Origin of the sequence: uncultured Tessaracoccus sp. (assembly GCF_947255005.1) — a bacterium.
Lineage (GTDB): Bacteria > Actinomycetota > Actinomycetes > Propionibacteriales > Propionibacteriaceae > Arachnia.
In genome coordinates this window covers 1-23,595 of record NZ_CAMYFI010000033.1, presented here as the reverse complement: position 1 = coordinate 23,595, position 23,595 = coordinate 1, and the positions used below count along the sequence as shown (strand labels likewise).

30 protein-coding genes and 2 pseudogenes are annotated in these 23,595 nt (G+C 63.7%); 4 read left to right on the top strand and 28 right to left on the bottom strand.

The genetic code is table 11. The annotated features are described in order from the left end of the window. From Q0X61_RS08275 to Q0X61_RS08260, 4 genes and pseudogenes are all read left to right on the top strand, one after another. Positions 1–256, top strand: a pseudogene (locus Q0X61_RS08275) (hypothetical protein); the annotation flags it as partial. A gap of 33 nt (positions 257–289) precedes the next feature. Continuing rightward, entirely contained in the window at positions 290–871 is a 582-nt protein-coding gene (locus tag Q0X61_RS08270; RefSeq protein ID WP_297742069.1) for a hypothetical protein, read from the top strand. A gap of 235 nt (positions 872–1,106) precedes the next feature. Next, positions 1,107–1,385 carry a hypothetical protein gene (locus Q0X61_RS08265; RefSeq protein WP_297742068.1) on the top strand — a complete coding sequence of 93 codons (279 nt, stop codon included), beginning with the start codon at positions 1,107–1,109 and terminating at the stop codon, positions 1,383–1,385. After that, positions 1,385–1,771 (top strand): DNA-binding transcriptional regulator, encoded by a 387-nt coding sequence (locus Q0X61_RS08260; protein WP_297742067.1) that lies wholly within the window; start codon positions 1,385–1,387, stop codon positions 1,769–1,771. Before Q0X61_RS08265 ends, Q0X61_RS08260 begins: the two co-directional genes overlap by 1 nt. Positions 1,772–1,895: 124 nt before the next feature. On the opposite strand, the gene Q0X61_RS08255 is transcribed toward Q0X61_RS08260, so the two are convergent. The 28 genes and pseudogenes from Q0X61_RS08255 to Q0X61_RS08125 form a co-directional block, all read right to left on the bottom strand. After that, positions 1,896–2,303, bottom strand: a complete 408-nt coding sequence (locus Q0X61_RS08255) for a hypothetical protein (RefSeq protein ID WP_297742066.1) — start codon at positions 2,301–2,303, stop codon at positions 1,896–1,898. Positions 2,304–2,320: 17 nt separating this feature from the next. Then, entirely contained in the window at positions 2,321–3,589 is a 1,269-nt protein-coding gene (locus tag Q0X61_RS08250; protein WP_297742065.1) for a hypothetical protein, read from the bottom strand. Next, positions 3,589–3,837, bottom strand: a complete 249-nt coding sequence (locus tag Q0X61_RS08245; RefSeq protein ID WP_297742064.1) for a hypothetical protein — start codon at positions 3,835–3,837, stop codon at positions 3,589–3,591. Before Q0X61_RS08245 ends, Q0X61_RS08250 begins: the two co-directional genes overlap by 1 nt. A 10-nt stretch (positions 3,838–3,847) precedes the next feature. Beyond that, entirely contained in the window at positions 3,848–4,189 is a 342-nt protein-coding gene (locus tag Q0X61_RS08240) for a hypothetical protein (protein ID WP_297742063.1), read from the bottom strand. Then, positions 4,182–4,613, bottom strand: a complete 432-nt coding sequence (locus Q0X61_RS08235) for a hypothetical protein (protein ID WP_297742062.1) — start codon at positions 4,611–4,613, stop codon at positions 4,182–4,184. The genes Q0X61_RS08240 and Q0X61_RS08235 overlap by 8 nt, the downstream gene beginning before the upstream one ends. A 5-nt stretch (positions 4,614–4,618) precedes the next feature. Beyond that, positions 4,619–5,344: a hypothetical protein gene (locus Q0X61_RS08230; RefSeq protein WP_297742061.1), complete on the bottom strand. Its 726-nt coding sequence runs from the start codon at positions 5,342–5,344 to the stop codon at positions 4,619–4,621. Between the two features lie 8 nt (positions 5,345–5,352). Further along, positions 5,353–6,456 (bottom strand): hypothetical protein, encoded by a 1,104-nt coding sequence (locus Q0X61_RS08225; protein ID WP_297742060.1) that lies wholly within the window; start codon positions 6,454–6,456, stop codon positions 5,353–5,355. A gap of 21 nt (positions 6,457–6,477) precedes the next feature. Continuing rightward, positions 6,478–7,011, bottom strand: a complete 534-nt coding sequence (locus Q0X61_RS08220; RefSeq protein ID WP_297742059.1) for a hypothetical protein — start codon at positions 7,009–7,011, stop codon at positions 6,478–6,480. Further along, the gene (locus Q0X61_RS08215; protein ID WP_297742058.1) at positions 6,989–9,166 is read right to left on the bottom strand and encodes a sialidase family protein; all 2,178 of its coding nucleotides are present in this window, start codon (positions 9,164–9,166) and stop codon (positions 6,989–6,991) included. Before Q0X61_RS08215 ends, Q0X61_RS08220 begins: the two co-directional genes overlap by 23 nt. A gap of 3 nt (positions 9,167–9,169) precedes the next feature. Next, complete coding sequence (locus Q0X61_RS08210) at positions 9,170–9,919, bottom strand: phage distal tail protein (protein WP_297742057.1); 750 nt, start codon at positions 9,917–9,919, stop codon at positions 9,170–9,172. Further along, a complete protein-coding gene (locus Q0X61_RS08205) occupies positions 9,916–12,879 on the bottom strand; it encodes a phage tail tape measure protein (RefSeq protein WP_297742056.1) in 2,964 nt (987 codons plus the stop codon). Before Q0X61_RS08205 ends, Q0X61_RS08210 begins: the two co-directional genes overlap by 4 nt. Before the next feature lie 3 nt (positions 12,880–12,882). Continuing rightward, positions 12,883–13,263: a hypothetical protein gene (locus tag Q0X61_RS08200; RefSeq protein WP_297742055.1), complete on the bottom strand. Its 381-nt coding sequence runs from the start codon at positions 13,261–13,263 to the stop codon at positions 12,883–12,885. A 65-nt stretch (positions 13,264–13,328) separates the two neighbouring features. Then, positions 13,329–13,955, bottom strand: a complete 627-nt coding sequence (locus Q0X61_RS08195) for a hypothetical protein (RefSeq protein ID WP_297742054.1) — start codon at positions 13,953–13,955, stop codon at positions 13,329–13,331. A gap of 77 nt (positions 13,956–14,032) precedes the next feature. After that, complete coding sequence (locus Q0X61_RS08190) at positions 14,033–14,554, bottom strand: hypothetical protein (protein WP_297742053.1); 522 nt, start codon at positions 14,552–14,554, stop codon at positions 14,033–14,035. A gap of 3 nt (positions 14,555–14,557) precedes the next feature. Further along, the gene (locus tag Q0X61_RS08185) at positions 14,558–14,773 is read right to left on the bottom strand and encodes a hypothetical protein (protein WP_297742052.1); all 216 of its coding nucleotides are present in this window, start codon (positions 14,771–14,773) and stop codon (positions 14,558–14,560) included. Between the two features lie 3 nt (positions 14,774–14,776). Continuing rightward, positions 14,777–15,184, bottom strand: coding sequence for a hypothetical protein (locus Q0X61_RS08180; RefSeq protein WP_297742051.1), 408 nt, complete (start codon positions 15,182–15,184; stop codon positions 14,777–14,779). A gap of 7 nt (positions 15,185–15,191) precedes the next feature. Further along, positions 15,192–15,581 carry an HK97-gp10 family putative phage morphogenesis protein gene (locus tag Q0X61_RS08175; RefSeq protein WP_297742050.1) on the bottom strand — a complete coding sequence of 130 codons (390 nt, stop codon included), beginning with the start codon at positions 15,579–15,581 and terminating at the stop codon, positions 15,192–15,194. After that, complete coding sequence (locus Q0X61_RS08170; protein WP_297742049.1) at positions 15,578–16,174, bottom strand: DUF6093 family protein; 597 nt, start codon at positions 16,172–16,174, stop codon at positions 15,578–15,580. The genes Q0X61_RS08175 and Q0X61_RS08170 overlap by 4 nt, the downstream gene beginning before the upstream one ends. A 3-nt stretch (positions 16,175–16,177) precedes the next feature. Continuing rightward, complete coding sequence (locus Q0X61_RS08165; protein ID WP_297742048.1) at positions 16,178–16,537, bottom strand: hypothetical protein; 360 nt, start codon at positions 16,535–16,537, stop codon at positions 16,178–16,180. A gap of 14 nt (positions 16,538–16,551) precedes the next feature. Further along, positions 16,552–16,737, bottom strand: coding sequence for a hypothetical protein (locus tag Q0X61_RS08160; RefSeq protein WP_297742047.1), 186 nt, complete (start codon positions 16,735–16,737; stop codon positions 16,552–16,554). Then, on the bottom strand, positions 16,734–17,666 hold the full coding sequence (locus tag Q0X61_RS08155; protein ID WP_297742046.1) for a hypothetical protein: 933 nt from the start codon (positions 17,664–17,666) through the stop codon (positions 16,734–16,736). The genes Q0X61_RS08160 and Q0X61_RS08155 overlap by 4 nt, the downstream gene beginning before the upstream one ends. 10 nt (positions 17,667–17,676) lie before the next feature. Further along, on the bottom strand, positions 17,677–18,027 hold the full coding sequence (locus Q0X61_RS08150) for a capsid cement protein (protein WP_297742045.1): 351 nt from the start codon (positions 18,025–18,027) through the stop codon (positions 17,677–17,679). Positions 18,028–18,029: 2 nt separating this feature from the next. After that, a complete protein-coding gene (locus tag Q0X61_RS08145) occupies positions 18,030–19,181 on the bottom strand; it encodes a head maturation protease, ClpP-related (RefSeq protein WP_297742070.1) in 1,152 nt (383 codons plus the stop codon). Positions 19,182–19,186: 5 nt separating this feature from the next. Next, the gene (locus tag Q0X61_RS08140) at positions 19,187–20,458 is read right to left on the bottom strand and encodes a hypothetical protein (RefSeq protein ID WP_297742044.1); all 1,272 of its coding nucleotides are present in this window, start codon (positions 20,456–20,458) and stop codon (positions 19,187–19,189) included. Between the two features lie 11 nt (positions 20,459–20,469). Next, positions 20,470–22,152, bottom strand: a complete 1,683-nt coding sequence (locus Q0X61_RS08135; RefSeq protein WP_297742043.1) for a hypothetical protein — start codon at positions 22,150–22,152, stop codon at positions 20,470–20,472. A 4-nt stretch (positions 22,153–22,156) separates the two neighbouring features. Continuing rightward, on the bottom strand, positions 22,157–22,510 hold the full coding sequence (locus tag Q0X61_RS08130) for a hypothetical protein (protein WP_297742042.1): 354 nt from the start codon (positions 22,508–22,510) through the stop codon (positions 22,157–22,159). Between the two features lie 224 nt (positions 22,511–22,734). Further along, entirely contained in the window at positions 22,735–22,968 is a 234-nt protein-coding gene (locus Q0X61_RS13405; RefSeq protein WP_367270726.1) for an HNH endonuclease, read from the bottom strand. A gap of 330 nt (positions 22,969–23,298) precedes the next feature. Next, positions 23,299–23,595 (bottom strand): annotated as a pseudogene (locus Q0X61_RS08125) (hypothetical protein); the annotation flags it as partial.

Sequence of the window (23,595 nt, the reverse complement as noted above, 5' to 3'; positions counted from 1 at the left end):
TTCCACCAGCCGCCACGCCGCTACCACCATCTACACCCTCAAACGCGAAGAGCCGCTATACCGAGCCCGACGCCGAGGTTCAGGACGCCGAGCTGGCCGGGCCGTTCCCGATGCGGGATGGCCCGGAGCTGCTGGTGTCGTACTCATCGCCAGGCGCGCCGAAGCGGGCGGACCTTCCGTCTCGAAGTCGGGTGGGTCGTGGTTCGAGTCGATGAAGATCACTGCGGTGAAGCAGGCGCGGGGGCTGGGGCTGTGACCCAGGAGCGGGAGCGACTGCACCCGACAGGCGATGCTGATCGAGCAAGTTGCACGACTCATCGAGCGCTTCTACGCCAAGGTGCAGATCGACCCAGAAACGATCGAGGCGGTCTCGGCGATGATTCATGCCCGGTTCGACGAGATGATGGCTGAAGGAGCCGCTGAACTCGCTGACCTCGCGTCCCGGAGGACTCAGCTCGAAGGCGAGCAACAGAAGCTGCTCCAAGCTCACTACGCCGGGGCGATCCCGCTCGACCTGCTCAAGAGAGAACAGGACCGGATCACCGCGTCGCTGGAGACCATCGAGTACCGGATCACCGCGCACCACGGCCACTACGCCGACGCGAGAGAGAACCTCGACGACTCACTGGCATTGCTGTCGAACGCCGCCGACATCTACGAGCACGCCGACGATCCGAATCGTCGCCTCCTCAACCAGGCGCTGTTCAAGAGGATCTACATCGACGAGGACAACGACGTGCGCGTCGGCTACCGCAATCCGTACGACGGGCTGAGCATCCCCGGCCTCCATGCCGACGCACTGAGCTGCTGGGCCGCCGAGGTAAAGAAAATGGGCCAGGCTGACCCGTTTGGGGTGAGTAACGGGGCTTGAACCCGTGCGAGACTATGCCCTGACTAGCATAAGTGCTTGTCAGGGCAATTTATGGTGACGGTCGATAGGTAGGAAATGTCGTGAAACTGTAGCCGCGGCTACAGTTTCCCCTCGCCTCAAACTCTTTTTGATGTTTTCTCTGTTCTGACTTGTGCATCGCGACACGGTGGTGTAGTATTTCTACTACATGGAGGACAGCAAAGGCTAAGCCTCCCGCTCGCAAGGAGACAACGACATGACCACCATCACCAAACCAAAGAACCTCGGCGAAGCTATCGCGCTCATCGAGCGTGACAAGATCATGAACAACCTTCGCTCGGCAGGGAACCAGGGTGCCGCGTTCGACAACCTCCGCAGCTGGGTTGCCGACGAGCTGAGAAAGGTAGGCTACTACTCCTGGATTGGCGCTGGAGTCGCCACCCGGAAACTGCTTGAGGAGCTTTCCGGCCAGATCCGCACCTGGAAGACTGGGAATGGTCCCTACGCGCCCCAGACACGGTACGCGGTGAAGTGATGCAGCCAATCGAGTTGCGGGCCCGGCGTGAGGCGCTGGGCCTGCCCCAACACGAACTCGCCTCCTGGCTCGGCGTCGCACAAGCCACTGTCTCCGCATGGGAGGTCGGCAGGCGCACCATCCCACCCGGTCTGCACGGCGAGCTTGAGGAGCTAGAGGAGCAGCTGCTCGACCTCGCCGACCGCATGGTCGAAGCCGGCGAAGCGGCGGGCGGCGAGTGCACCCTGTTCACCTATCTGGACGACTCGCAGTTGGCGGCGGCGTATCCCGAGCTGGATGGGTGGCCGGCGGCGCTGCACCGAGTAGCTGCTGCGCAGGCCGCTATGGCGTTGCGTGAGGCCGGGGTTCAGGCGACCCTCGCCACCAAGCCGACAGACGGCCAGTGAACGCAAAAAGGCGCCCCCACCCGTGAGGGGTGAGGGCGTTCTTCTTGCTGGCGTGGGGTTAGAGCTTTTTCCAACCTTGCGGGTAGGTATCGGGCGGCCACACGTTGGCGTCGATGACCGACTCTCATACGGAGCCGCCCCAGGTGACGCGGCCGCCCTTCTCGTAGGCGTCGTGGCCGCCAGTGGGCGGACGGTACGCGGGCACGGCCTGCTCGCCGGTTTCCGGGTCGATGCCAGCCTGCTCGCGCCAACCACTAACGCCGGGCTCCCAAACATTAATCGGGGTGGTGGACTCCCACGTTTTCCCGTTGTGGACGACGACAGCCCCGAGGGGGTAGGCGTCGAACGCGGCTTGCGGCTGCCGCCACGGGCCGCCGTCGTGCCTGCCACTCGCATCCGCCCACCGCTTGGCGAGCTGCTCGGCCTGCTGTTGGGCTGTTGCGAGCACATTCCGTCGCTCCAGCTCGGTCAGCACATAGCGCCGTAGCGCATCCAGCTCGTCGTCGGACACAGTGGTCAAATCGATTTCCATGATCGCTCCCTTGACTGTTATGCGGGGGTGCCTGGCAGTGTGACCGGCCAGGGGTTGACGGTAGCCCAGGCGGCTTCTGCCCTAGTGTTGGCGAGGCTCGTTGTCGTGCTCATCAAGTGCGGTATGCCGGCTAACTCGTTTTGAGCCATGAGCCATAGCCAGCCGCGCGCAGCGCCTTCACGCCCGATGGGAGCTAGTGGGCGCCTCGATGCGGACATCGGGTGCGCGACTGGCGGGAACCCGGCAGGCAGCTCCCCTGTGAGCGGGGTGCTGGTATCCGGCAGGTCACCGGAGAATCGGATCAGCATGTGCACCTGCCAGCCGATTCGCCGCAGGTACAGGCCGTCGATCGCCGCATGCGCACCGACGGCACGGGTGACATTCCGCCACCCGGTATCACCGTCGATGACCGCCCAGCCGTCGGGGCGTTTACGCCACACCCAAGCGCCAACACCAGCGCCATCCGTGGAGCGGTATTCGCAACCGACTGGCTCCCGGCCGGTGGTGATCCCACTCGTTGAGGCGGGCTGATCCGGTCTGCCCGGCCCGACGAGGAGATAGTCCTTCGTGGTGGGAACGGCGCCGGGGGGGCCCTGCAAACCCTGCACGCCCTGCAGCCCTTGCTCGCCACGCGGGAGGGTGAGATTCAGCGTCTGCGACGGGGGTTCGCCGGTGAGTGTGGCAGCGGCCTTGTCGCCACTAGTGACCGTGCCGATGCTGAGCTTCGTGGCGGGGCCTGTCTCACCCTGCGGCCCGGTAGGGCCTACGGGGCCTCGCAGGCCGGTCTCACCCTTGGGGCCTTGCGGGCCTACTGGGCCTGCTGGCCCGGTCTCTCCCTGCGGGCCAGTAGGACCCACCGGGCCCGTCTCGCCACGCGGGCCGGGAACACCTTGCTCCCCCTGCGGGCCTTGCGGGCCGACCACCAGCTTGACCGTCTGCTCCGGGCCACACTCACCAGACCAGCCGGTGCGCCAAATCACCGGCCCGGCAGCAAGCACCCGCATCTTCTCCGGCTCCCTGGCGCTTCCGGCGATGATACGGATGCGGCGCACCCCGGCCTCGTGCATGGAGTCAACGTCATCGACATAGAGGCTCAGCCGGTTCACACCATCCACTTGGGCGAAAATCATGCGCGCGAACGGTTCGCCCTTATCGTCACCGAATTCGATCCAGGTGGCGACATTAGCCGGGAGCCCTTCTGCCGCTAGCGTGACGGATGAGCCGCGCACCAGGTAGGCGGTGATCCGCTGGGGCGGCTGATTGAGCACCCGCCCGCAGGTGCGCATCACACCTCACCCCCAGCGTCCGGCGTTAGGTCGTAGAGCCCGGCGGCGGCGAGACCGAGCAGCAGGCCGGTAGATGCGGCATCAAACCAACCCGTGCCGGCGAGTGAGTGCGCGGCGACAGCGAGCGTGACACCCAGCAGTACAGCCACGAGGGCCGACCACTTCCCGCCCACACCAAGCCCCTTAGCGAGGTTGGTGAGCGCTACGACCGCTGGCACGGTAACAATCGAGGTAATCGGGTCAATCATGGTGGTTCTCCTAACCTAGAGTTTCAGGGCGTGGTGGTGGGGGTGGGGGTAGCTGCCGATTGATATGGTCTGTGAGTCGATCCACGTAGCGAGCCCACTCGATGTCGCGATTTTCGAGCAGAGCGACCCGCTCAGCGAGTTTGTCGAGCCGTTCGGACAGCTCGGCGGCGCGGGCGCGTTCGGCGGCGCGCTGCTCATCCAGCTCATCCGATAGGGCCCTCCACCTGTCGAGCAGCCCGAGATCGGACTGTGTTTTCGCGTCCCGGCGCTGGGCGGAGCCGTTCAGCCAGCCACCCACGGCGGCGACGATCCCGACCAGCACCGGCACGAGCACGGCTAGCAGCTCAGTCACGGGCGGCACCCCCTGTTTGTGGCGGGTTCGGCCACGCTGCGGCCAGCAGCGTCATGCCAGTCATGAGGCCGTACGAGATCGTCGACGCGTAGCCGACGGGATGCTCACCGAGCAGCCATGCGGCGCAAAAAATCCCGGCCCAGAGCGTGGGCGGAATCGTGAGCGCGGTGAAACACCAGCGCTCAACCCGGCGCCTCGTAGGCCACGCGAGCGATGCCGCAGTGACGCCGACGGCGACGGCCACCCACACCCAGCCGAGCGTAGAAATCGACAGCGCGTCCGGCAGCCACGCAAAACCGGCACGGCGGCCAGCCGTATCCGGGGTGACCAGATACGAGGCGCCGAGCAGGAGATAGGCGGCGCTGGCGAGCGCCAGGAAACGGCGACGGAAATCACCGGCCAGGGAGAGCTTCTGGCCTCCCATCGCGGTCACTTTCGCTTCAGCAGCGCATCGACCTTCGCCTCGAGGCGCTGCACGCCTGCGGCTGCGTGCCCGGCCATGTTCGCGATCGACGTGCCCCAGTAGCCGCCGTGCTTTTTGTCGCCGACGGCGGTGAACTTTTCGGCGCGCACAGCGGTGCGGGCCTCTTCGCGGATGATCTTACGGAGTTTCTTCTCGTCCATGCTATCCAGGAACCTCTCTATTTCTGTTCCGAGTTGTGTTGCGGCCCATTGCGGGCCGGTAGTGGTGTTTCGCCACTCAGACGGCTTGGGGCCGTCGTCGGGGCCCTTGCGCCCCCTAAAGCCGAGCCCGTTCTTCCCATCCTTCACCGCAGCAACCTGGTAGGAGGCGCGGGTCTTTTTGCCGGGGATGTCCGCGGCAAGATGCAGATGCTCGTTGTTAGGCCATGCGCGATCCCAGGAGGCCGGGAATCCGACCTCACGGGCCAGCCGCACGATCTCACGACGCTGCGCCCCAGTGAGGCCCCACACCCGGACATCGACTGCGGCACCGTCGGAGTGAACGCCGGCGGACTCCTCCGCATAGCCTCGAGCCTGAATTATGCGCTTATCCAGATCGACGCTCGGGTATTTCTGCTTCACGAGCGCCACTAGCGCCTCCCAGGCCGGTTTTACCTCCGGGCGCACCTGCGCCTTACGGTCTCTCACATCGAGGCCGCGATAACCGATTTGAACATAAGACTGATTAGCCATAACGCCTCCTAAGCGGCCACGTAGTGGCCGGACAGATAGATTTGGTCGCCCGTCGCCCATCCGGCCGGGTTGTTCTGATCAACGCGTTTACCCGTCGACGAAATGATCAGCCCGACGGTTGGGCCGCGGTCGTTTTGTTCTGGCGAAATTCCGTGCACGGTGCACGCTGTGTCGCCGCGTGAAGTCCAGCCGACCCCAGACACTTCACGCAGCCGTCTCGGGCGCACGGGCAGCGTAAATTCGTAGGCGGCGCCACCCACGTTCGTTGACGCGCCACGCACAAGGCTGATCCAGAAAAAACATAGTTTCCCCACTAGCGTGTAGCCGCCAGTGAGAGTCCCGTCACCGATATTGAATCGCACCGGGCCCCACAGTTGTGGGGAGTATTCCTTCTCCTGCGGCTCGAACGCCATTCCTCGCAGGTCAGGCCCCGGCTTGCCGTCGACCACGATCTTCGTGCCCTGCCACGTGATAACAGGGGCGGGGCCTTGCGGGCCGGTCTTGCCTACCATTCCTCGCAGGTCAGGCCCCGGCTTGCCGTCGACCACGATCTTCGTGCCCTGCCACGTGATAACAGGGGCGGGGCCTTGCGGGCCGAGCACAGGCTCACCCGAGGCGGTCACCGTCGGGAGTGTCACTGTGTTGCCGCCCGGCTCGAGCGAGAGCGTGTTTCCGGTGATGCGCAGCTGCTGCGCCGCACCTGCCTGGTCACGGATCGCCTGCAGCACCTCGTCACGTGACGGGTAGGCGGACAAGTCGGCTGGCGCCCAGGTTGGAACGCCCGGCTCATCGGGCACGATCGCCTCGGCGATCGTCATAGCATCACCTGCCATGATCAGCCGGAACGGCTCCTGCGACAGGCCAGGCACATCCGCGTACGCGCGATACGCCCAATAGGCCGGCTGGCTTGTGTCAGTGCGAGCTATCTTCGTGGGGGTGATCACCCCGGAGAGCGAAACCGGGATCGCGATAGGCGACGGGGAAGCCACAAACCCTGACTCGTAGCCAACCCATCTAGGGGGCGTCAAATAAAGAGTACCCGAACCGAGCGGGGAACCCGAAAGCGCGTCCCCTAAATCACCCGACAGCACGCCGGTATCAGCATCAGCCATAATTTAATCTCCTCAACGTCTCTATGGTGCTACCCCACCGCCTGGAGGGTTGCTGATCCCAGCCTGAATCTTCAGATTCAATATGGCAACCATGCCTTGGCACCAGTTTCGAAGCGCATTTAGATCAGTCCGAAGCGCGTTAATCTCAGCTTTAGTGGCAGCCCCACCGGCTTTACCCTCGACACTACTCAGGCGGCTAGACAACGAATTTATCGATGTCCACTGCGAATCGTTACGCTGTCTCTCGGTCGCAATATTCTTGTTGGCGTTATCGATGGCAGTCCACTGCGAGTCATTACGCTGTCTCTCGGTCGCAATATTCTTGTTCGCATTATCAATAGCAGTCCACTGCGAATCGTTACGCTGCTTCTCTGCAGCGACATCTGCGAGCGCCTTCTCGGCGCGTGCCTGCGCCTCTATAGCGCGCTGCGTCGTCTGCATCTTCTGCGTCCCAGTGGGGCGCTCCAAAATCGTCAGACGGCGCTTGATATCAGCTAGTTCGCGGGCAAGCGTGTTCTCAAGCGAGCCTGTGTTAGGAGGCCTGTAGCCAGGCATTGTCATCCTCCGGTGCTAGATGCTGGGTGTGTACAGTCACGAACTGGTCGCCGGCATTCGCTGACCTGCCGGTGATACGCAATCGGGTCTCGGCGGCGAGATGCGGCACCCGCGCCTGCCACGAGAACCGCGCCTGCGGGTCCCCGATCAGCAGCGCGAAATCTCCCGGCCGCCACAGCCCGGTCTGCGCCATCGGCACCTGAAAATCGTAGTCAATCGCCAGCCTGCCAACATATCGCAGCCGCTCCTTCGCGACCTCCCGCAGCCGCTTCGGATCATCGATATGCGAGTTGGAGGAGTCCAAGGTTTCCAGCAAGAGCGTCGAGCCGGCGCCGCCGGTCGTGACGTGCGTTGGCCCGTCGCCCTGCCTTCCACCGGTAGCGTGCAGCAGGGTCGTCAGCCGTGAGGCGTCCCGGCTTGTGCGAAGATTCGCGACCCGGTCGTGCGCCCATGTTGCGAGGTTCCTGGAGGTGATGAGCGGCGCACCGGTCACATACCGCCATTGGATAATATCGGTTGACGAGTCGCCATTCTTCCATTCCGGCCTAAACTGCCACTCGACGCCACCGTCTGTTTTTTCCATTTCGTCGAGCATCGAGCCGACTGATGCGAAATCCATTCCATCGACCTCGAACGACGTTTTATCGCCAAATGGCTTCTGCGTCGGAACTATAATATTTGGCGCATCAACCGCCCACGGGCTTATACCCTTCCATGAAAGGGCATGTTTGATAACGGCTGCACCAATCTCAGGCCATGTCAGGTTTTCCCATTTCATTTTCGCCCACGCGGCGGGCTCCTTTTTCGCCCAGTCATACATGCTGAACCACACGTTATCTTGCCGTGCACGCGTTGGGAGGATGAAGCGCCTGCTCACCCATTCCTCAGCGCCGCGGCCGCGCAGCACCCACTTGTTTGAATCCGCATCATAGCTGTCGGAGATGATCGGCCCGGCGCACATGATCTGATCCCCGATAATCACGGCCATATAATCCCGCCATGGAATCACGTGCTGTAGCAGGGTTTCGGTAGTTTTTGTGATCGTGAGCTGCGCTGTCATTTGCGACCCGCAAATGTCCGCCGACCATGAGGAGCCCTCCTCCACGGGCAGGAATGCTTTCACCTCGCCGGTCGCGAACGAGCCGATTAGCCACTGCTCCTGCGGCGGGCGCTCCTGGGTGAGGAGCCGCTGCCGTTGCCTTGTAGGAACCGCAAGCGGGCGCGCCCACACATCACAGTCCGTTGACGATGCCCGATTCTGGCTTGCCCCGACAAGCACCGCCTGCCCAGGCCCGATCACAGCAACCTGCCCGTACATCATCCAACCATCTGACACCGTCTGCGTTTTCCACGTCTGCCCGTCATCGACAGAGATGGCGATCGCCCACGACTCGGGCGTGCTATCCGGGGCCGCGTCACGCACGGTAGCGATAAGTGTGCCATCCGGCATGACCGCGCATTTCGGCATGCCTTTCGATTTGAACGCGGCCCGCCGCTGTGTCCACGTCTGCCCTTCGTCGCTAGAACGGCGCGCCCATACGGTAGGTTCGCCTGGCTGATCCTGCCTGGTGAGCATCAGCCAATCGCCGGCGTGCGTCTCCGTGATGGTCGTTTCGTTTTCGCCGTCGCCGTTCACGAACGGCACGGTGTCGGTGGGGCGTGGTAGCGGCGTCCAGGTGGTGCCGCCATCACGCGATTCAGTGATCCCGGTACCGAGCCCGCCGTAGCAGATTGCGATCATCCGCCCCCACTGTGTGCCGTCGTGCAGCCACGTCAGTCCGCACGGAAAAGTCCACGAATTGCCTGGCCACGTCACCGTCTTTTTCTCTGACCAGGAGACGCCGTCTGGTGAGGTGCGTATCCAACCCCGATACGGTTGACTTGCCCACTCGAGCACTGCCCATTTGTGCGGCGCCGTCGGATGCGTAGCGATCGCCGCCGTCGCGGCCTCATGCCCCGTCAGCAGGCGCGTATTTCCCCAGGTGCGACCGCCATCAGTCGACGATGACAGCCAAGTTTCTGCCTGCTTCGAATAGTGATCCAGTTTGTCGGTCCACGACGCGATTGTGAGCCCACCCAGGTGCGCGGCCACCGGGAACGCCAGATAGCGGCTCGTATCAGCGATTATCCGCTTGGAGCCGATGTTGATCGTCACTGGTCACCACCACCCTGAGCGGTGCTCAACCGTCAGCCTGCCGCTCGACGCGTGGTAGGTGCGGGCCTCGCCAGGCGGGATCTCCGGCCAATCGGCGCGCCTAAGACCCATCACCACCGAGCCATCCACGGTGGCGTACCCGGTGGCGGGGTCGATGCGCAGCTGCTCACCTGCCGTCAGGTTCCCAACCCAGCGGATGCCGCGCCCCGTCTCGGCCTCCGTGATCTCAACCTCGCCCCTGACAGGGCCAGTGACCACGAGCACGGGGCTAGTCGGGGCCGTGCCGTGATTATGGGCTCGCCCGTTGGTGATTGGTGTCATGGGGGAGTAGCGGCGCGGATCGGCAGCCGTCCACGTGATCGTGGCGGTCACCATCGTGTCAGGCAAGTGCCGATTCCTCACCGGGACACTTTCGACCATGACATCGCGCCCGCGAGCCATGCCGTCGTGATCAGTAATCCATAGCTGAAGGGGCTCTGCGCACAGCGCCAGCAGCTTGGCATTCTCCTCAGCCACAGCCTCAGCAGATCCCCGGAATCGAACCACCAGCGAGCCAGAAGCGGAAGCCCTGCGCGTGCTATCCAGGGAGGATGAGCCGTGCGTCAGTGCCAGCGGCTGCGGCGAGCCCTTCCTGTCCGGAAGATCGTCCCAACCCTCGATCATGCGCACGTACCAGCCCCCGTCGCCGAAATCGATCCGCCTGGATGCGTCGATACGCGACACGAGCGAGACGGAGAAATGCTGCTTGCTCATAGGAGCGCCCCCAATCTCGCTGCAATCTTCCTCGACACCGCGTCGGCATTCTCGGCTTCAGTGACAGTGATAGGCGCGTGAATAGTCACCCCGGGATTAGTCGCCTTCTCCTGGGCGGCTGGGGCGACGACAGCGCCATTCCGGTACCCCTGCACGCCGAGGCGACGACCAGTTTCGCGCCAAATCTCAAGCGACCTCGTGCGCTTCGACGACGCCAGCGGAATGTACGCCTCACCGCCGGTTTCTGGCTCCGCCCACACACGCCACGCGCCCGCCGGGGCAATCTGCGCGACATGCTGCTCCCGCAGCCCGCCACGGGCGTAGTAGTCGACGACCGCACCCTCGGCGCGGCCATGAGCGACCGGCACACCGGGAAGCAGAGACGAGGGGATGCTCTTCAGCTCCGGGGCGATCTTCACCTTCACAGTCCGGGTCCGGCCAAGCTTCTTAAGCTCAGCCTCAACCTCCGCCACCTTGCCCTGCTCCAGCAGTGCAAGAATCTTCGTTCGCTTCTCCTGTGGAAGCGTCTCGATCTCCTGCTTGAGTTCCTCGACCTTCTTCCTGGCTTCCACCGCGCTCGTCGCGTCAACCGTTGGGTTCACGTCAGGGATCGCGAAGAACTCGTCGGCGAGAAGCTTCGCTTCCTGCCTCGACAGTCCCATCGCTGTCGCGTTGTCGATCCACATCTGCTTTGCCCGTCGGGTCCTCTCGATGATCCCTTCCGTGGATTCGCCCTGCTTCGCCAGCGTTTCGATATACGACATGCCAGCTCGCGCAAGATCATCGAGTGCCCTCTGGTTCTTCCGCCCCGCCTCCGTCTGAAGGTTCAGCGTCCTACCGTTCTCAGCGGTCGCCTTCGACAAGTTAGCGATCGCGTCCTCGACGGCTATCTCGCTACCGGACAAGGCGAGCATGGCGTCGGCGTAGGCGAAGGTCGCATCGATGAGGGCGTCGATTTCTTCCTTCGTCTTCGCGTATTCGTCGGCGACAGCACGCTGCTTTTCGGCATTCTCTTCCGCAGCGGCGGCAGCCTCAGCGGAGGCTCCAACCTCCTCGCCTCTGGCCTCGGCCATTAGAAGACCGGCATCGGTAGCCTCCTTGACCACGGCAGTCTCTTCCGCCAGCGCATGCTGGATGTCACGATTCAGGGCGACGCGCTCAGATATCCTTGCGCTCAACTCCTCGTTCTTTTGGGTGAGCTCGGTGAGGCGTACCCGCTCCTGCTCCGAGAGCTCCCGGCCCATCATGGAGTCGATCACAGCCTGGTTCGCGGCCTCTTGCCGCTCCAGCGCCGCCACATGCTCATCCATCTGCGCATTCACTCGCGCCAGGGCGCTTTCGGAGCCCAGCGCCGCGTCAGAAAGATCCTTCAGATTGACGCCGGCATCCTTCGCCCACTTGAGCAGCCCCTTATCCTGCATGGACTGGTTAGCCATTTCTCGGGTCGTCTCACTGATCACTTTCCCCTGGTCGCGGATAGCGTTGGTATAGTCGTCTAGCTTCTGCTTGGCGTCCAACTGCTTCCCAGCGAAGTGCCCGAAAATCGCCCCCGCTGCTGTGAGTGCCACACCGATCGCGCCCATCGCCAGCGTCGCCGTCTTTGCGCTGATCCCCAGCGCCTGAAGCCCGGCACGCAGCTCGGCGATGCCGGTCACGACCTTCGCGAACGCGCCGACCGCCAGCAGTGATGCAGTGGTCACCCCGCCCAGGCCGATCACAAACTCCCGAAGACCGCTAGGCATCTGGCTAAACGCCCCGGCCATATCGGTCACCACGCTGATAACTGCTTCAATCGCCGGAAGCAGATAGTTGCCAAGCGTGATCGCCTCGTCCTTGATCGCGTTGACGGTCACGCGCATCTTCGACTCGGTCGTCTCGTAGCGCTTCGCGGCCTCGTTCTGGAGCGCCGTATTCTCCTCCCAGGCGTCCCCGGCCTTCTCGACGGCCTCGCGGAGCAGATCTGCCTCGCCGCCAGCCGCTTTTGTTGCCAGTGCGAGACGGTTCATAGCGTCTGATTCGCGGATGCCCTTCACGCCGAGATCAGCGAGGGCACCGGCGACGGACTCTCCAGACGATGCCATCTTGCCGAAGCCCTCGACGATGCTCGCCATCGTCTTCGCGGGGTCACCCTTCCATGCCTTCGTAAACTCTTGCGCAGACATGCCGGAGACGCGCGCCCACTGCTGCAGTGCCGACCCACCGTCGCGGACCGCAGCGTCGATGCGTTTCATAACGGTTGAGATCGCCGTGCCGCCCGCCTCCGCGTCGATGCCTACCGATGACAGCGCAGCCGAGAAGCCGAGAACGTCAGACTCGGTCATCCCCAACTGGCGCCCCACACCGGCGACGCGCTGAGCCATCGCGGCGATCTCCGCCTCGGTCGTCGCGAAATTGTTGCCGAGATCGACCAGTGTCGAGCCAACGCGATCCATGTTTGCGGTTGATGTTCCCATCACGTTCGCGAAGCGCTTGAGTGTTGTTGCCGCCTCATCTGCAGATAGGTTGGTGGTCTCGCCAAGGTTGATCATGGTCCTGGTGAAGTCAGCCACATTCTCGCGCTCCACGCCGAGCTGACCAGCAGCCTCTGCCACGGCAGCGATTTCCTCGTGCGTTGACGGCAGCTCTTTCGCGAGCCCGCGCAATGCGTCTTGCAGCTCGTTCATTTGGTCGGGCGCCCCGTCGACGGTTTTCGTTACACCAGCCCACGCGGTCTGCCAGTCGACGGCTGCTTTGCCGAGCAGGCCGAAGGCAGCGACACCCACCGCCCCAAGCTTCAGCATGCTGCTGCCGATCGCGTCGAGCCGACGCGAATGCTTGTCCACCCACGTAGACATCGCGGCCCCGGCCCCGGCAACAGTCTTCCCGTACTGCTCGGCAGCCCTACCGGCCCTCGTGAACTTCGCGACCACACCCTCCACGCCATCCACGGAGACTGTGGCCACCACCGACCTGGACGCCATCGCCTACACCTCCTGTGATGGTTCTGGAATAGGGAGCCGCTCGGGCACCAAGAAGCGGGCCTGCGGATACTGAGGCTGATTCGCCTCGGCGAGCTTCTCGTCATCTCGAGCAAGCTGAGATTCGAGCTTCGCCCTCGCGACACACCCTCGGCACCACAGGTGCGTGAACCGATGAAAGTGCCCGCCCCCGTCATCAAGCTCCGGTGGCAGGTCGGTGAGCTCCACGGAGAGATCACCACCGCAACCCTTGCAAGTCTGCTGCTCGACTGCCGCAAGGGCCTCCATGAGCCCCACCTCAGTCGAATCCCATTCCTGCTCCTGTGTGCCGATCCAGCCGTCCCCGTCGCGGGTGAACGTCGTCGACGGGACCCAACCGCCGTACAAGCGCTTATGGGAGACCCCGAGGGTTCGGGCAAGCTCAACCTGCCCGCGAAGCTCGGGGTCCTCCTTCAGCGCTGCAACGAGAAAGGGAGACGGAACGCCCCCGTCGACCGGTTCTTCGCGACAACTGGGGTTCGGATGCCCTCAACGTCGCCGAACGTCAGCTGCATATCGTCGGCAAACTCCGCCCACGACTCGTACCCGAGATCCGCCCCGTCGTGTTCGACCCGCAGGAAGGTGATTCGCAGCAGTTCGTCTCCGAATGCGACGACCGCCTCGTTCGTCGTGTCAACCGACTTGCCCATCTCGCGCTCAACCTTGGTGAGCGCGTCCTGATACTCGGTGGCGGTGGCGAGCCGGAAGATGACACGGGCTGACCCTTCGCGAACAGCCTCAATGACCTCCTCAAGCTCGGCATGCGTCGAATCAACGGCGTGCTGAAGTTGGTCGACGAGCGACGGCTCTACCGCAGTTCCGTCGGCGCGCACATCGCCAGGCTGATCATCGTCTTCCTCGGCGACCTCCAGGAAGCGCTCAAGTCGCTCCTTCGCCTGCTCATAGTCGCGGGCGAGACGTTCGGCTTTATCTGCGAGCTCCTGGTCCACGACGAACGGGATCTCGATCGTGCGCCGCATCGCATCACGGCGAGCCTTGAACCGTTCGCGGACAGCCGCCGCTGGGGACGGGTTGGACATGGGATACCTTTCTATAGGCACCGACCCGCTGCCCGCCGGAAAGGTGACAACAGGCAGCGGGTCGGTGGACTTCGGGATTACGCGGCGTTGCCGACCTTTGCTGCCTTCTGGATGCGAGTCCACGAGGTCTTCACCTCGCGCTTGAACTTGCCAGACGACAGCGGCGAGATGTGCTCCTCGCCGACCTCAACCTTGTAAACGTCGCACAATATGCCTTCAGTGAGCTGGCTGCCCGGTTTCACGCCCGAGAGCACGACGCAGTACTGGGTAGCGTTCGCCTCGATCTGCCCGCGAGCGAGGTTGCCCTTTTCCTTGCCGAGCTCCTGGGGGTCAACGATGTGCGAGATCGAATCCTTCGAGAACGTGGTCGCGCCAAAAGCTTCCGAGGTCGCCTCGTGGCAGGCACGGGTGTCGTCCTCGCGGGCCTGATCGAAGCCGATCTCGACATCCTCAGCCGACAGGTAGCAGGTGAAGTCCAATACAGTCTCGGCGGTTAGCTCGCTGAGCTTCGGGGGTGCAGACGGCGGCATGGCGCCGAGCCACAGGAACGTCGTATTACCCTGAGCTTGAACGCCGGCGGGGAAAATGTCAGTCATCATGGTTTAGTTCTCCTTCTTGGTGGTGCCCGATTTTCCGAGCGACTTCATGGGCGCATAGGGGTGGGGAGGCATCGCGGCACCGTAGGTATCGGAGGCGTCGCCTGGTGCAATCACATGGATCTGCGGGTTGTAATTCCTGGTGGACCAGGTTCCTGACTTGTCGTTGGTCTTTGCACGGACGCGGAAGCGGCCATGCTCATCTGGCTTTGGTTCGCTCACGGCTTATCCCTCCAGCAGGTAGGTGAGTGTGATGGAATACCGAACATCGGAGATCTCCGAGTCGTCTTGGATCACTGGCCCCGAATCAATCTCCACGAGCGGAGTCCAGCGAGGGTGCGGCCAGGGGCGATAGCCCTCCAGGTGCGCTCGCACCAGGTCGCAGGTGTGGAGTGTTTGACTAGGGGAGAATCCGCACACCCGAAGCTGCACCCGATACGCATGCTCTGAGGTGCCGCCGCAGCCACGACCTCTGATGGGGTAGCCGGGGTCGCCGTCGACGATCACATAGCCGCCACTGCGAACAGTGGAGTCGGCAGGGGTGTCACCGAATACGCGCACTAGCGGCTCCAGTTCACGGAGCTTATCCAGCACCGTCAGCCAAAACTCGTAGGTCGTTGGGAACAGCGACATGACCCTCCTACTTGAGACTGATGAGCTTGTTCAAATCGCGTGCGACCCGCTCGTTTTCACCAACAAGCGACGGCGCGACATAAGGGTGCGCCTTCATCCGGGAGGTGCCGAACTCCTGGAAGAACGCATACTTCGTATCAACGGCTTGCCCCTTGCTCGTCGTGGACCACTTCGGGCCGACGGACACGCTGCGCTTCCACTTCGTCCCCCTGGACCGCATTGAAATGGAGCGACGAAGACGGCCAGTCCTCTTGGGCGCCGCCTGCTGCTGCTTCTTCTTGATCCGCTTCCCGGCCTCTCGCAGCACTTCCTTCACGCCAGGCTGGATCTTTCCCGCATGGTCAACAACCGCTGCCACGACCTTGTCAACACCGTCGACTTTGAGCCCCGCCTTCACGATGACCCCTCTAGACGGTGCGCGACGACTTGCCGCAGGTCACTGATGGATGAGTCGACCTCGCCAGCCATTCGATACTGCGCTCCGAGTACCGACGGGTGCCGGGCCGAAACCACATTGATGATGAGCCCCGGCTTGGCTGGCGCACCAAGGGGGAGCGTGAGGGTGACCTCGTCGAGCGGGGCGCGCTCACCGGCCGCATCTACGACCCTGGGGTCGTCGCCGTCGACGTTCGCTTCTCCGCGCCAGAGCTCCGTGAGGCTCTCAACCATCTTGTTCGTGTCGACGTTGAGCTTGCGCTCCCCGGCCTCGGAGATGATGATCTCGTCGGGCAGGTCGGGGTTCACCCTCGTGCAGGTGACCAGTGTGGTTTGGTCCCAGCTTGGCCCCAGTTGCGAGCCGAGCACTCGGACGTTCTCCCCGTCGGGGAGGATCAGTCGCGTCGGGGGATTGAGCCTCGTCCGCCCCGGGAGTAGCAGCGTCACCCGCTGCTCGGTTCGTCCCCGCAGCTCTCTTGGGCGGGACTCGTTCACTGCGGCCCGAAACTGCGCCCCAGAGACTGCGTCGCGAATCAACTCAAGGTCATCAATCATGACTTACTCCGGCCACATGTGAAGCAGTGGCAGATGCGGCGCCGGAAACTGGCCTCGCGGGGAGCCCGCCAAGCGGGCCCCGCCACACAGCATCTTCAGCGCGTCTCGATCCGCTGCCGAGATGATCGACGTAATCTCCATGTCGGAAAAGTACGTCGTTGTCCACTCCCCACGGGTGCGAGACTTCACCCGATACCCGGGTGCCGACTCTATATCTGCCGCGATGGATCTCAGGATGGCGATCGCGTCTTCTCGACGCTCGCCGTCCAGCGACTGAAGGCAAGGGGCGACACTGGATGCGTACAGCAGCACACGCCGCCCCAGATCCTCGTCGCACGAAAGATCTGCCGCGATGATGGCCATGTCGCCCCCTCCTTCTACTTCTTGGCCCTCACCCGGCGCGCAGGCTCCGGGTCGGCCTTCTTGGATACGAGCCCGACGGACACGAGGTGCCTCACCCGGTCCTCATCGGCGCCTTCTGGGATGAGCGCGCCGCGATCGAGCACGACGCGCTTCCCGTCGACAACAGCGACGGCCCTCAGGCCGGTGACCACATAGGTCATGCCGACGCCCCAGTGATGCGAACACCAGCACGAGGCTCGACGATCGCCGCGACACCGACGCGACGCACACGCAGACGGTAGCCGTCGCGGTCGTCAGCGCCTGCAAGGCGCTGCACCTTAGTCTGGATGCCGAGCGTGCCGTCAGCGGTCACATAACCGGGGGAGCCGATGTCCTCGATACCGATGCCGCCAATCGCATTCGAGTCGATCAGCATCGGGTCGGTGAACGTCGCCTCATTCGAGGTGACCCACGCCTTGCCGAGCACGTTCCCGATCATTCCGCTTGCCATCGCGCCGTCTGCACCGTTAGCGAGCAGATCGGCCTTCAGGAACAGCGCAGACACCTTCGCGAACAGTTTGGGCGGAAGAACCACCACGTCGCCGGTGAGGCCGATGTTGTGGTCGCCCAGCTTCGCGTCAGCGAGCAGCACGCTCTCGATCACAGCCTCCGGGGTCGTCCACGTCGCAGCAGCCGCCTCAGTCGCGGTCACCTCAGATGCGAGCGTCGCCAACGCCTTCGCGTCGGTTCGCTTGATCATGCGGTTGACCATGCCGCGCAGTGCGCGCTCGACAGGGTCGAGGAGCATGCGAGCGATCGTCTCGTCATACACCTCGGTGTCCTGACCTTCCTTCTCGCTCAGAACCGTCTGAGGCTTGCCGCCCTTGACGGTCGTGAGCGGGTACTCGGCGCCGGCCTGAATGGTCTCCGGGTCGTCCTCGCTCATGGTTGCGCCATCAACCTCGAAGGTCACGCCACCGCCGTCAGCGGAGTAGCGGCCCTTCAGCAGGAAGTCGGCGATGAACCGATCGCGAGCCAGCTCGGCGACACGACGAGCCACGAGGCTCGGCGACTTCAGGAATGCGTGAACATCCCCCTTGGTGAGGCCATCTAGGCCAGCACCGTCTACAAATGGGTAGGAGTAAACCATGATCTAGACCTCAATCCTTGATTTGGGCGAGCTCGCCAGCCTGAGCGGCTGCGAGAGCGATTCCGATAGGGGCAGTGCTTCCGGTCTTCACGGTGCCGTCAGCGCCGCACTCAACCGTGTCGCCTGCGGCGATTCCGCCAGCAGCCTTGATGCGCTGCACGTGGCTACGCAGGTGCACGGTGACCTTCTCCTCAGCAGCGGCAGAGTGGCCAGCCACTCCGACGTACTTCTTGGATGCAGCACCGGCTGGGCCTACGCGGCGATCGCCGGTGACTTCGACGGCCATGCCGCCTTCGACTTTGGCAGACGCGGTCATGGTGACCGTCTGACCGGGCTTGAACAGGGGCAGGTAATCAGCCATGATCAGTTCTCCTTGCGGTAGATGCGGGCGTACAGATCGCCCTCGGCGTCAGCCTCGGGCTCGTCAGAGTGGCCAATCTCGTTCAGCGGGATCGTCCCAGGGGCAAGCGAATCCAGCACCTGGACTGCGCCCTCCTCGTCGGCGTTCAGCTGGGCAAGCCAGTGCTCCCGGCGGGCCGGGGCAACCTTGCCTTCCTTGATCGCCTTCGCGACGATGGCGTCGCGACGCTCAGCGTCGGCCTTGGCCCGAACTTCGGCGAGCGCGGCGGTCTTCTCTGCGAGGTCAGCGCGCATCGCTTCGAGCACATCAACCTCGATCGTTGTCACACCATCCGGCGCGGACGCCGTCGGCTTCCCCTCCTCGGGTTCTACTTGCTCCGTGAGCGCCTCGTCGAGGGCTGCCAGAATGGCGTCCTCCTTGGCCTCGGCATCGGTGATTCCGAGCCGGTCACGGAGAGCGGCGAGAAACTCGCTCATACTTTCCTCCTCTTGTTGTCCCGGCTCGGCAGCCGGGGGAATCGTGGATGCCGCCATTTGCGGCATGGATGGCGCGGGAGCGTTACTGCGGCCCGCGAACCGGAAGCGAGACAAGTCGAACGAGGCAACAGCCTTCACGTCAGCCGAGCCGTCCCAGTCGTCCGCAAGCCCTGCGAGCACAGCCTCCTCAGCCGTGTACCAGGTCTCGTCACGCATGACCTGCCGCCAGCCTTCACGGCTCCCACCTGCGCGCCTCGCATACGCGTCGGCATACGAATCGCTGAGCTTGTCCAGCAAGTCGGCGGTCGATCGCATCGTGTCGGCGTCGCCCCAGGCCACGCCGCTTGCCTCGTGAATCATCAGCTGCGACGACGCGTTCATCGTGAGATGATCCGAGGCCATAGCGATCAGCGAAGCCGCAGACGCCGCGATACCGTCGACAAACCCGTTGACCTTCGCGGGATGGCGCCGCAGGGCGTTGTGAATTGCCACGCCATCCCAGGCGGAACCGCCTGGGGAGTTGATGTACAGGTTGATGGTTTCGGCGTCGAGCTCAGCGAGCATCCCTGCGAACGTCTGCGCGGACGTTCCCCAGTCGCCGATCTCGTCGTAGATATAAACTTCCGCGACGCGGTCTTCGGCCTTCATCTCGATGCACTGCCAGTCACGGCGAGGCATTACGCTCACGGCTCCACCTCCGTCTTTGCTTGTTGCCGACTCGACAGGTCTTGTGCCGGCAGGTTGAAGGAATCTCGAAGATGCTCTTCGAGTGTCTTATCGGGCCAGATCGCCCCACAGTCGATGAGCGCCTTGATCGCATCAGCGGTGATCGTCGAACCGATGCGGTCGAACACGAGCCTCGGGGCAGGCGCGCTCTCGCCCCAGTTCAGGTCGACAAGATCTTCGATCACATGCTGCTGCGCAGTATCCGCGACGGACTGGGCGACAGCATTCAGCGTCTGAGTGAAGAAGTCAGCGAACGTTGAGCCGAGCGCCCACGAGCCAGTCTCAGTACCGAGGTTCAGGAAGTGCGCCAACACAGCCCGGGCGATCTGCTCGTCGTAGTACCTGATCGGCGCATCCGAGTTAGGCAGGTCGCCATCAACACCCTGCATGGTGAGCTTTGCGCCATGCGGGATAGATGCACCGGCTGACTGCCCGGCTCGAAGCTCGGTCGCCAACTTCAAGCCGTTCTCAAGCTGCGACTCCACCCAAGCATCCCGCTCCGCCGGCGTGGCACCGTCCGGAATCGGCGCGCCCGTGTAGGTCGGGATACCAAGACCGTTGCGTTCAAGCGTCATCGACTGAACGCGCAGCGCCCTGTCCTTCAGCAGCCAATCCTTGTATGCCTGCCTCAGCAGGGAGCGCCCCTGCCAGCGACCACCCTCACGCTCCGAGACGTAGGCGACCAGCCGATCCACCGGAATCCGAACCTCTTTCGAGGTCGCCCACCCATGCTGCGAGATGGCGACGAGGCCGCCGTCGGCAGCGACCTCGATAGCACTGATTGTCTGCGGCGGTCGGTAAGCGAGCTTCCGCAGATGCGCCTTGCCCGAGTCGTCGATTCGATACACCTGCTCGAAGAAGGCATGCCCGAACACCAGCGACAGCAGCGCGTGACGCAAGTGTTCCATCCACGAGAACCTGCCCCGCAGCCTGGGGAGCGCGGTATCTCGCCGCCCCCTGATCGGCAGCCCGAGATCCTGGGACACCAGATCGACGACCTCGTCGTCGGCGCCATTGGGATCGATGGCCCACTGTGTGGACATGATTGGCATCGTCACGGCCCGCAGCACGGAGCCGACCTGCGCATCCTCGGAGCGCATCCGGTCATAGACCTTCACGGACTGCGGCCAACGCAGCTCGGGGTTCTGCTCATCCTCATCGAGCAGGTGGTCCCAGCCGACGACGCCAGTCTGGCGCGTCATGAATCCGATCTCGCGCTCCAACGCCATGTCGCCTCCTCTCAAAACCTCACAGTCAACACGTCATCCGTGGTCGCCATCGTCGCGGTCGTGCTCGCCACCGCCGCAACCCTCGGCGGACGCTGAATCTCTTCCTTCTCCGGCTTGTTCCGCAGCAGCCACACCGCACCAACAGCACCGATAAGCGGCGCCGCATCCACCTCCGAGCCGCGCAAATCGACCACCTTCACAGCACCCAGGTACCGCGTCTTTGCCGCCATCGCGGCAGCAGTGAGCGCAGGCTGATCGTTGTGCCGCAGCAGCCCGTCATTCAGCAGCTGCTCAAACGTCGTATACGACTGCGGCAGCGGTGGGCCACCCCACGGAATGATCGGAGTCGTAACCTCGTCGTCGCGCTGAAGGTCAGCCAACAGCGCAGACACCGGCGCACCCCGTTCCTGCGCGGTCAAATGCGTGATGCGCGCCCTCACCTTCGGGTCCAGCAGGAACGGCTTCACCCACTCCGTCCCCGAACGGGTAGCACGCAGCTCAACCTGCGGAAGTCCATCCCGGCGATAGCCAGCAACCACCAGATGCGTAACACCGCCGTCCTTCGACGACGACAGGCACGCCACCATGTCCCCAACGATCTGATCATCATCGGCGAGGCGAGACGTCCCGTCTGGCTGCACCTCAAACTGATTCGCGCACGCCTCCCACACACCATCGCGGTACGGCCCATCCACCAGGCCGTCAGGCCACTGGCACAGCACCTCGGTGCGGAACACCCACTCGGGATCGGTCTTCTGATCCGCCAGGATCGTTCGCAGCGGGATCAAGTGCCCCAGGGAGGGGTTCGCCTGCGCAATCTGATCCACGTCATCGGTCGCACACCCAGGCTCCGCAGACCACTCAAAGATCGCCAGCGCATCATCCGCCGTGGCCGCCTGCTCAGTTCCAGCCGCCTCAGACTCCGCCCCGGCAGTGACGACCTCCACGTCAGCCACCCGATCGCCAAGCCCGTCGGGATCACCCAACGCCAAGTGAGCCTGCCTGCGAAGCTCCGCCAGCACAACCGACAGCTTGTCGCCCGCGTTACTCATGCCGAAGATCAAGGCATGCGGCCTGGTCTGTGTCGTCTTCGTGATCGCCGCCCATGCCTGCCACGTCTGATGCTCCCGAAGCTCATCGGCAAGGATCAGGTCAGCAGTAAAGCCTCGACCGGCTCGGCGCCCAGCGGTCTTCACCTTCCACCGGCGACGACCCTTCAGTGCCAAGCCCTTCTTGCCATTCACCGCGATAATGCGATCCACCTGCTCCGCCAGCCACGGCCTGAGCGGGACCTCATCGCCATCCTCGTTCTCGTCAGTCTCGGTGATCTGCTCGACGGCGAGACCCCAGATCTCCTCGGCGGTATCTAAGTCCTGCGCCGTCGACAGCACCGTCTTCCACCGCAGCGCGTACAGCACGAACAGCGCCAACACGAGGGAGATCGTCGACTTGCCATTCTGGCGAGCCACCAACAGCAGCACCGTGCGGAACCGCAAATGCCCGCCCCGCAGCTCCAGGGCGTGAATAAAGAACCACTCCTGCCAGGGAAACAGGTCAATCTCCAGCGCATCCCTCGCGAAGTCGATCACCCGATAGCCGAGCGTTCGCGCCTCCGTCTCCGGTGTTCGTGGCTCCAGTGGGGCAAGCGGAGGAGTGAACACCCTCGGCACAGGCTCACCAAGACGAGCAGCCACGGCGCTAACCCGCCACGAAACTCAACGCGGCACGGGCCTTAGCCTCACGGGATACCGCCGCGCTTGCCGCCCCCGCGTCGGCCTCCTCGACTTCCTTCACCTTCGGTTTCGGGCCACGCTTCGCCGGCTCACGCTCAACCGTCAGGCCGAGCGCCTCCAGGTAGCGCAGAAACGTGGGCATCGTGACGTTGTCGAGCTTGCCGTCAATGACCCAGCCCATCTTGTCGAGCTGATCCACACGCTTCGCCAACTGCTTCGCAGCCGCCACCAACGCGGCATGCTTCGGCTGCAAATGGTCGGCAGCCTCAAGGCTCGCTTGCAGCGAAGTCACTGCGCTTCTCTTCAGGAACTTAGCCACGGCTCACCTCTTTCAAGGGTCTGAATAGGTCGAAAAGCCCAGGCGCGACCCGGGCGGGTAAACCCCAAGGGGGGTAAAGAGTGGGGGACTGGCGCCTGTCCAGCGTCTCACCATTCGAGATTTTTTAGGGACCGGCAGAACTCTTGGTCAGACGCATTTGTACGTGCCAATGCCCTAGTCGGAGGCACTTTGCGCGCGCCTTGATGCGGCCCGGGGCCGGGCGCCTACCAGTCGGATGTCACGCCGAGCGGCTGATCCGTGCGCTGCGTCTCAGCCGTGTTGCACAGCAGATGAGCCGGCGCCCAGTTGCGCGGGTCCCAAGTCAAGTGAGGGAAGCTCCGCCTCGGCTTCACGTGCTGCACCGAGCATGAGCGCGGGTCAGGCTTCCTCAGCCTGTAATCAATCGGCTGACCACAGATGCAGCACGGGATGCGCTTAGCCTCGCCCCAGGCTCGCACCTGCTCCAGTGCTCGCTGTGCCCGTCGGCCTCCCCACTCCGTCACGGTCACCCTCGCTCGTCGCAGTGCCGGCACCACCAGCCGCCACGCCAGGTCATGGGCTGCCCGCAGATGTCACACAGCTCAATGTCGCCAGACATGTGTACTCCTTGGGTTTCGGCGTGGTGCCCGCAGCTTGAGGCTGAGCGGGTGAGTGAAGGTTGGGCCAGGTCGTCGGTGACCAGGGCATGGAATGCGAAAGCCCGATCTTTCGACCGGGCTGATTTTGGGCGCGTTTGTAGGCCCAGATGCGACATTAGCACATGGCTAGCGCGAATGTGCGCGACACGCCTACGCGCTGCTCCTGATGCGTTCTTCTGCGGCGACACTCCTGATCCGCCCCATATCAAACAGTCTCCGCTTGGGGCTGTCTGCGATTGGCCTGAGCAGCCCGGGGCGAAGCGCCCAGCGTTGCAGCGTGCGCAGTGTGGGCGCGGATGCCCCAAGGTCATCTCGCAGAATCTTCGCCGCCTGCCGAAGCGTCACGGCCTGCACGGTGACCTTGTGCCCGCACTCGCTGCACTCCCACATCGGCTTGTCGCCCTCGACGTGTCTCAGCTCCCCCGCCCCGCAACGATTGCACGGCAC

Excerpts from the sequence above, each read along its gene's own strand:
- Q0X61_RS08270 (WP_297742069.1), top strand. The coding sequence starts at position 290 with ATGCTGATCGAGCAAGTTGCACGACTCATCGAGCGCTTCTACGCCAAG.
- Q0X61_RS08265 (WP_297742068.1), top strand. The coding sequence starts at position 1,107 with ATGACCACCATCACCAAACCAAAGAACCTCGGCGAAGCTATCGCGCTC.
- Q0X61_RS08260 (WP_297742067.1), top strand. The coding sequence starts at position 1,385 with ATGCAGCCAATCGAGTTGCGGGCCCGGCGTGAGGCGCTGGGCCTGCCC.
- Q0X61_RS08255 (WP_297742066.1), bottom strand. The coding sequence starts at position 2,303 with ATGGAAATCGATTTGACCACTGTGTCCGACGACGAGCTGGATGCGCTA.
- Q0X61_RS08250 (WP_297742065.1), bottom strand. The coding sequence starts at position 3,589 with ATGCGCACCTGCGGGCGGGTGCTCAATCAGCCGCCCCAGCGGATCACC.
- Q0X61_RS08245 (WP_297742064.1), bottom strand. The coding sequence starts at position 3,837 with ATGATTGACCCGATTACCTCGATTGTTACCGTGCCAGCGGTCGTAGCG.
- Q0X61_RS08235 (WP_297742062.1), bottom strand. The coding sequence starts at position 4,613 with ATGGGAGGCCAGAAGCTCTCCCTGGCCGGTGATTTCCGTCGCCGTTTC.
- Q0X61_RS08230 (WP_297742061.1), bottom strand. The coding sequence starts at position 5,344 with ATGGCTAATCAGTCTTATGTTCAAATCGGTTATCGCGGCCTCGATGTG.
- Q0X61_RS08225 (WP_297742060.1), bottom strand. The coding sequence starts at position 6,456 with ATGGCTGATGCTGATACCGGCGTGCTGTCGGGTGATTTAGGGGACGCG.
- Q0X61_RS08220 (WP_297742059.1), bottom strand. The coding sequence starts at position 7,011 with ATGCCTGGCTACAGGCCTCCTAACACAGGCTCGCTTGAGAACACGCTT.
- Q0X61_RS08210 (WP_297742057.1), bottom strand. The coding sequence starts at position 9,919 with ATGAGCAAGCAGCATTTCTCCGTCTCGCTCGTGTCGCGTATCGACGCA.
- Q0X61_RS08205 (WP_297742056.1), bottom strand. The coding sequence starts at position 12,879 with ATGGCGTCCAGGTCGGTGGTGGCCACAGTCTCCGTGGATGGCGTGGAG.
- Q0X61_RS08195 (WP_297742054.1), bottom strand. The coding sequence starts at position 13,955 with ATGTCCAACCCGTCCCCAGCGGCGGCTGTCCGCGAACGGTTCAAGGCT.
- Q0X61_RS08190 (WP_297742053.1), bottom strand. The coding sequence starts at position 14,554 with ATGATGACTGACATTTTCCCCGCCGGCGTTCAAGCTCAGGGTAATACG.
- Q0X61_RS08180 (WP_297742051.1), bottom strand. The coding sequence starts at position 15,184 with ATGTCGCTGTTCCCAACGACCTACGAGTTTTGGCTGACGGTGCTGGAT.
- Q0X61_RS08170 (WP_297742049.1), bottom strand. The coding sequence starts at position 16,174 with ATGATTGATGACCTTGAGTTGATTCGCGACGCAGTCTCTGGGGCGCAG.
- Q0X61_RS08165 (WP_297742048.1), bottom strand. The coding sequence starts at position 16,537 with ATGGCCATCATCGCGGCAGATCTTTCGTGCGACGAGGATCTGGGGCGG.
- Q0X61_RS08160 (WP_297742047.1), bottom strand. The coding sequence starts at position 16,737 with ATGACCTATGTGGTCACCGGCCTGAGGGCCGTCGCTGTTGTCGACGGG.
- Q0X61_RS08155 (WP_297742046.1), bottom strand. The coding sequence starts at position 17,666 with ATGGTTTACTCCTACCCATTTGTAGACGGTGCTGGCCTAGATGGCCTC.
- Q0X61_RS08150 (WP_297742045.1), bottom strand. The coding sequence starts at position 18,027 with ATGGCTGATTACCTGCCCCTGTTCAAGCCCGGTCAGACGGTCACCATG.
- Q0X61_RS08145 (WP_297742070.1), bottom strand. The coding sequence starts at position 19,181 with ATGCCTCGCCGTGACTGGCAGTGCATCGAGATGAAGGCCGAAGACCGC.
- Q0X61_RS08140 (WP_297742044.1), bottom strand. The coding sequence starts at position 20,458 with ATGGCGTTGGAGCGCGAGATCGGATTCATGACGCGCCAGACTGGCGTC.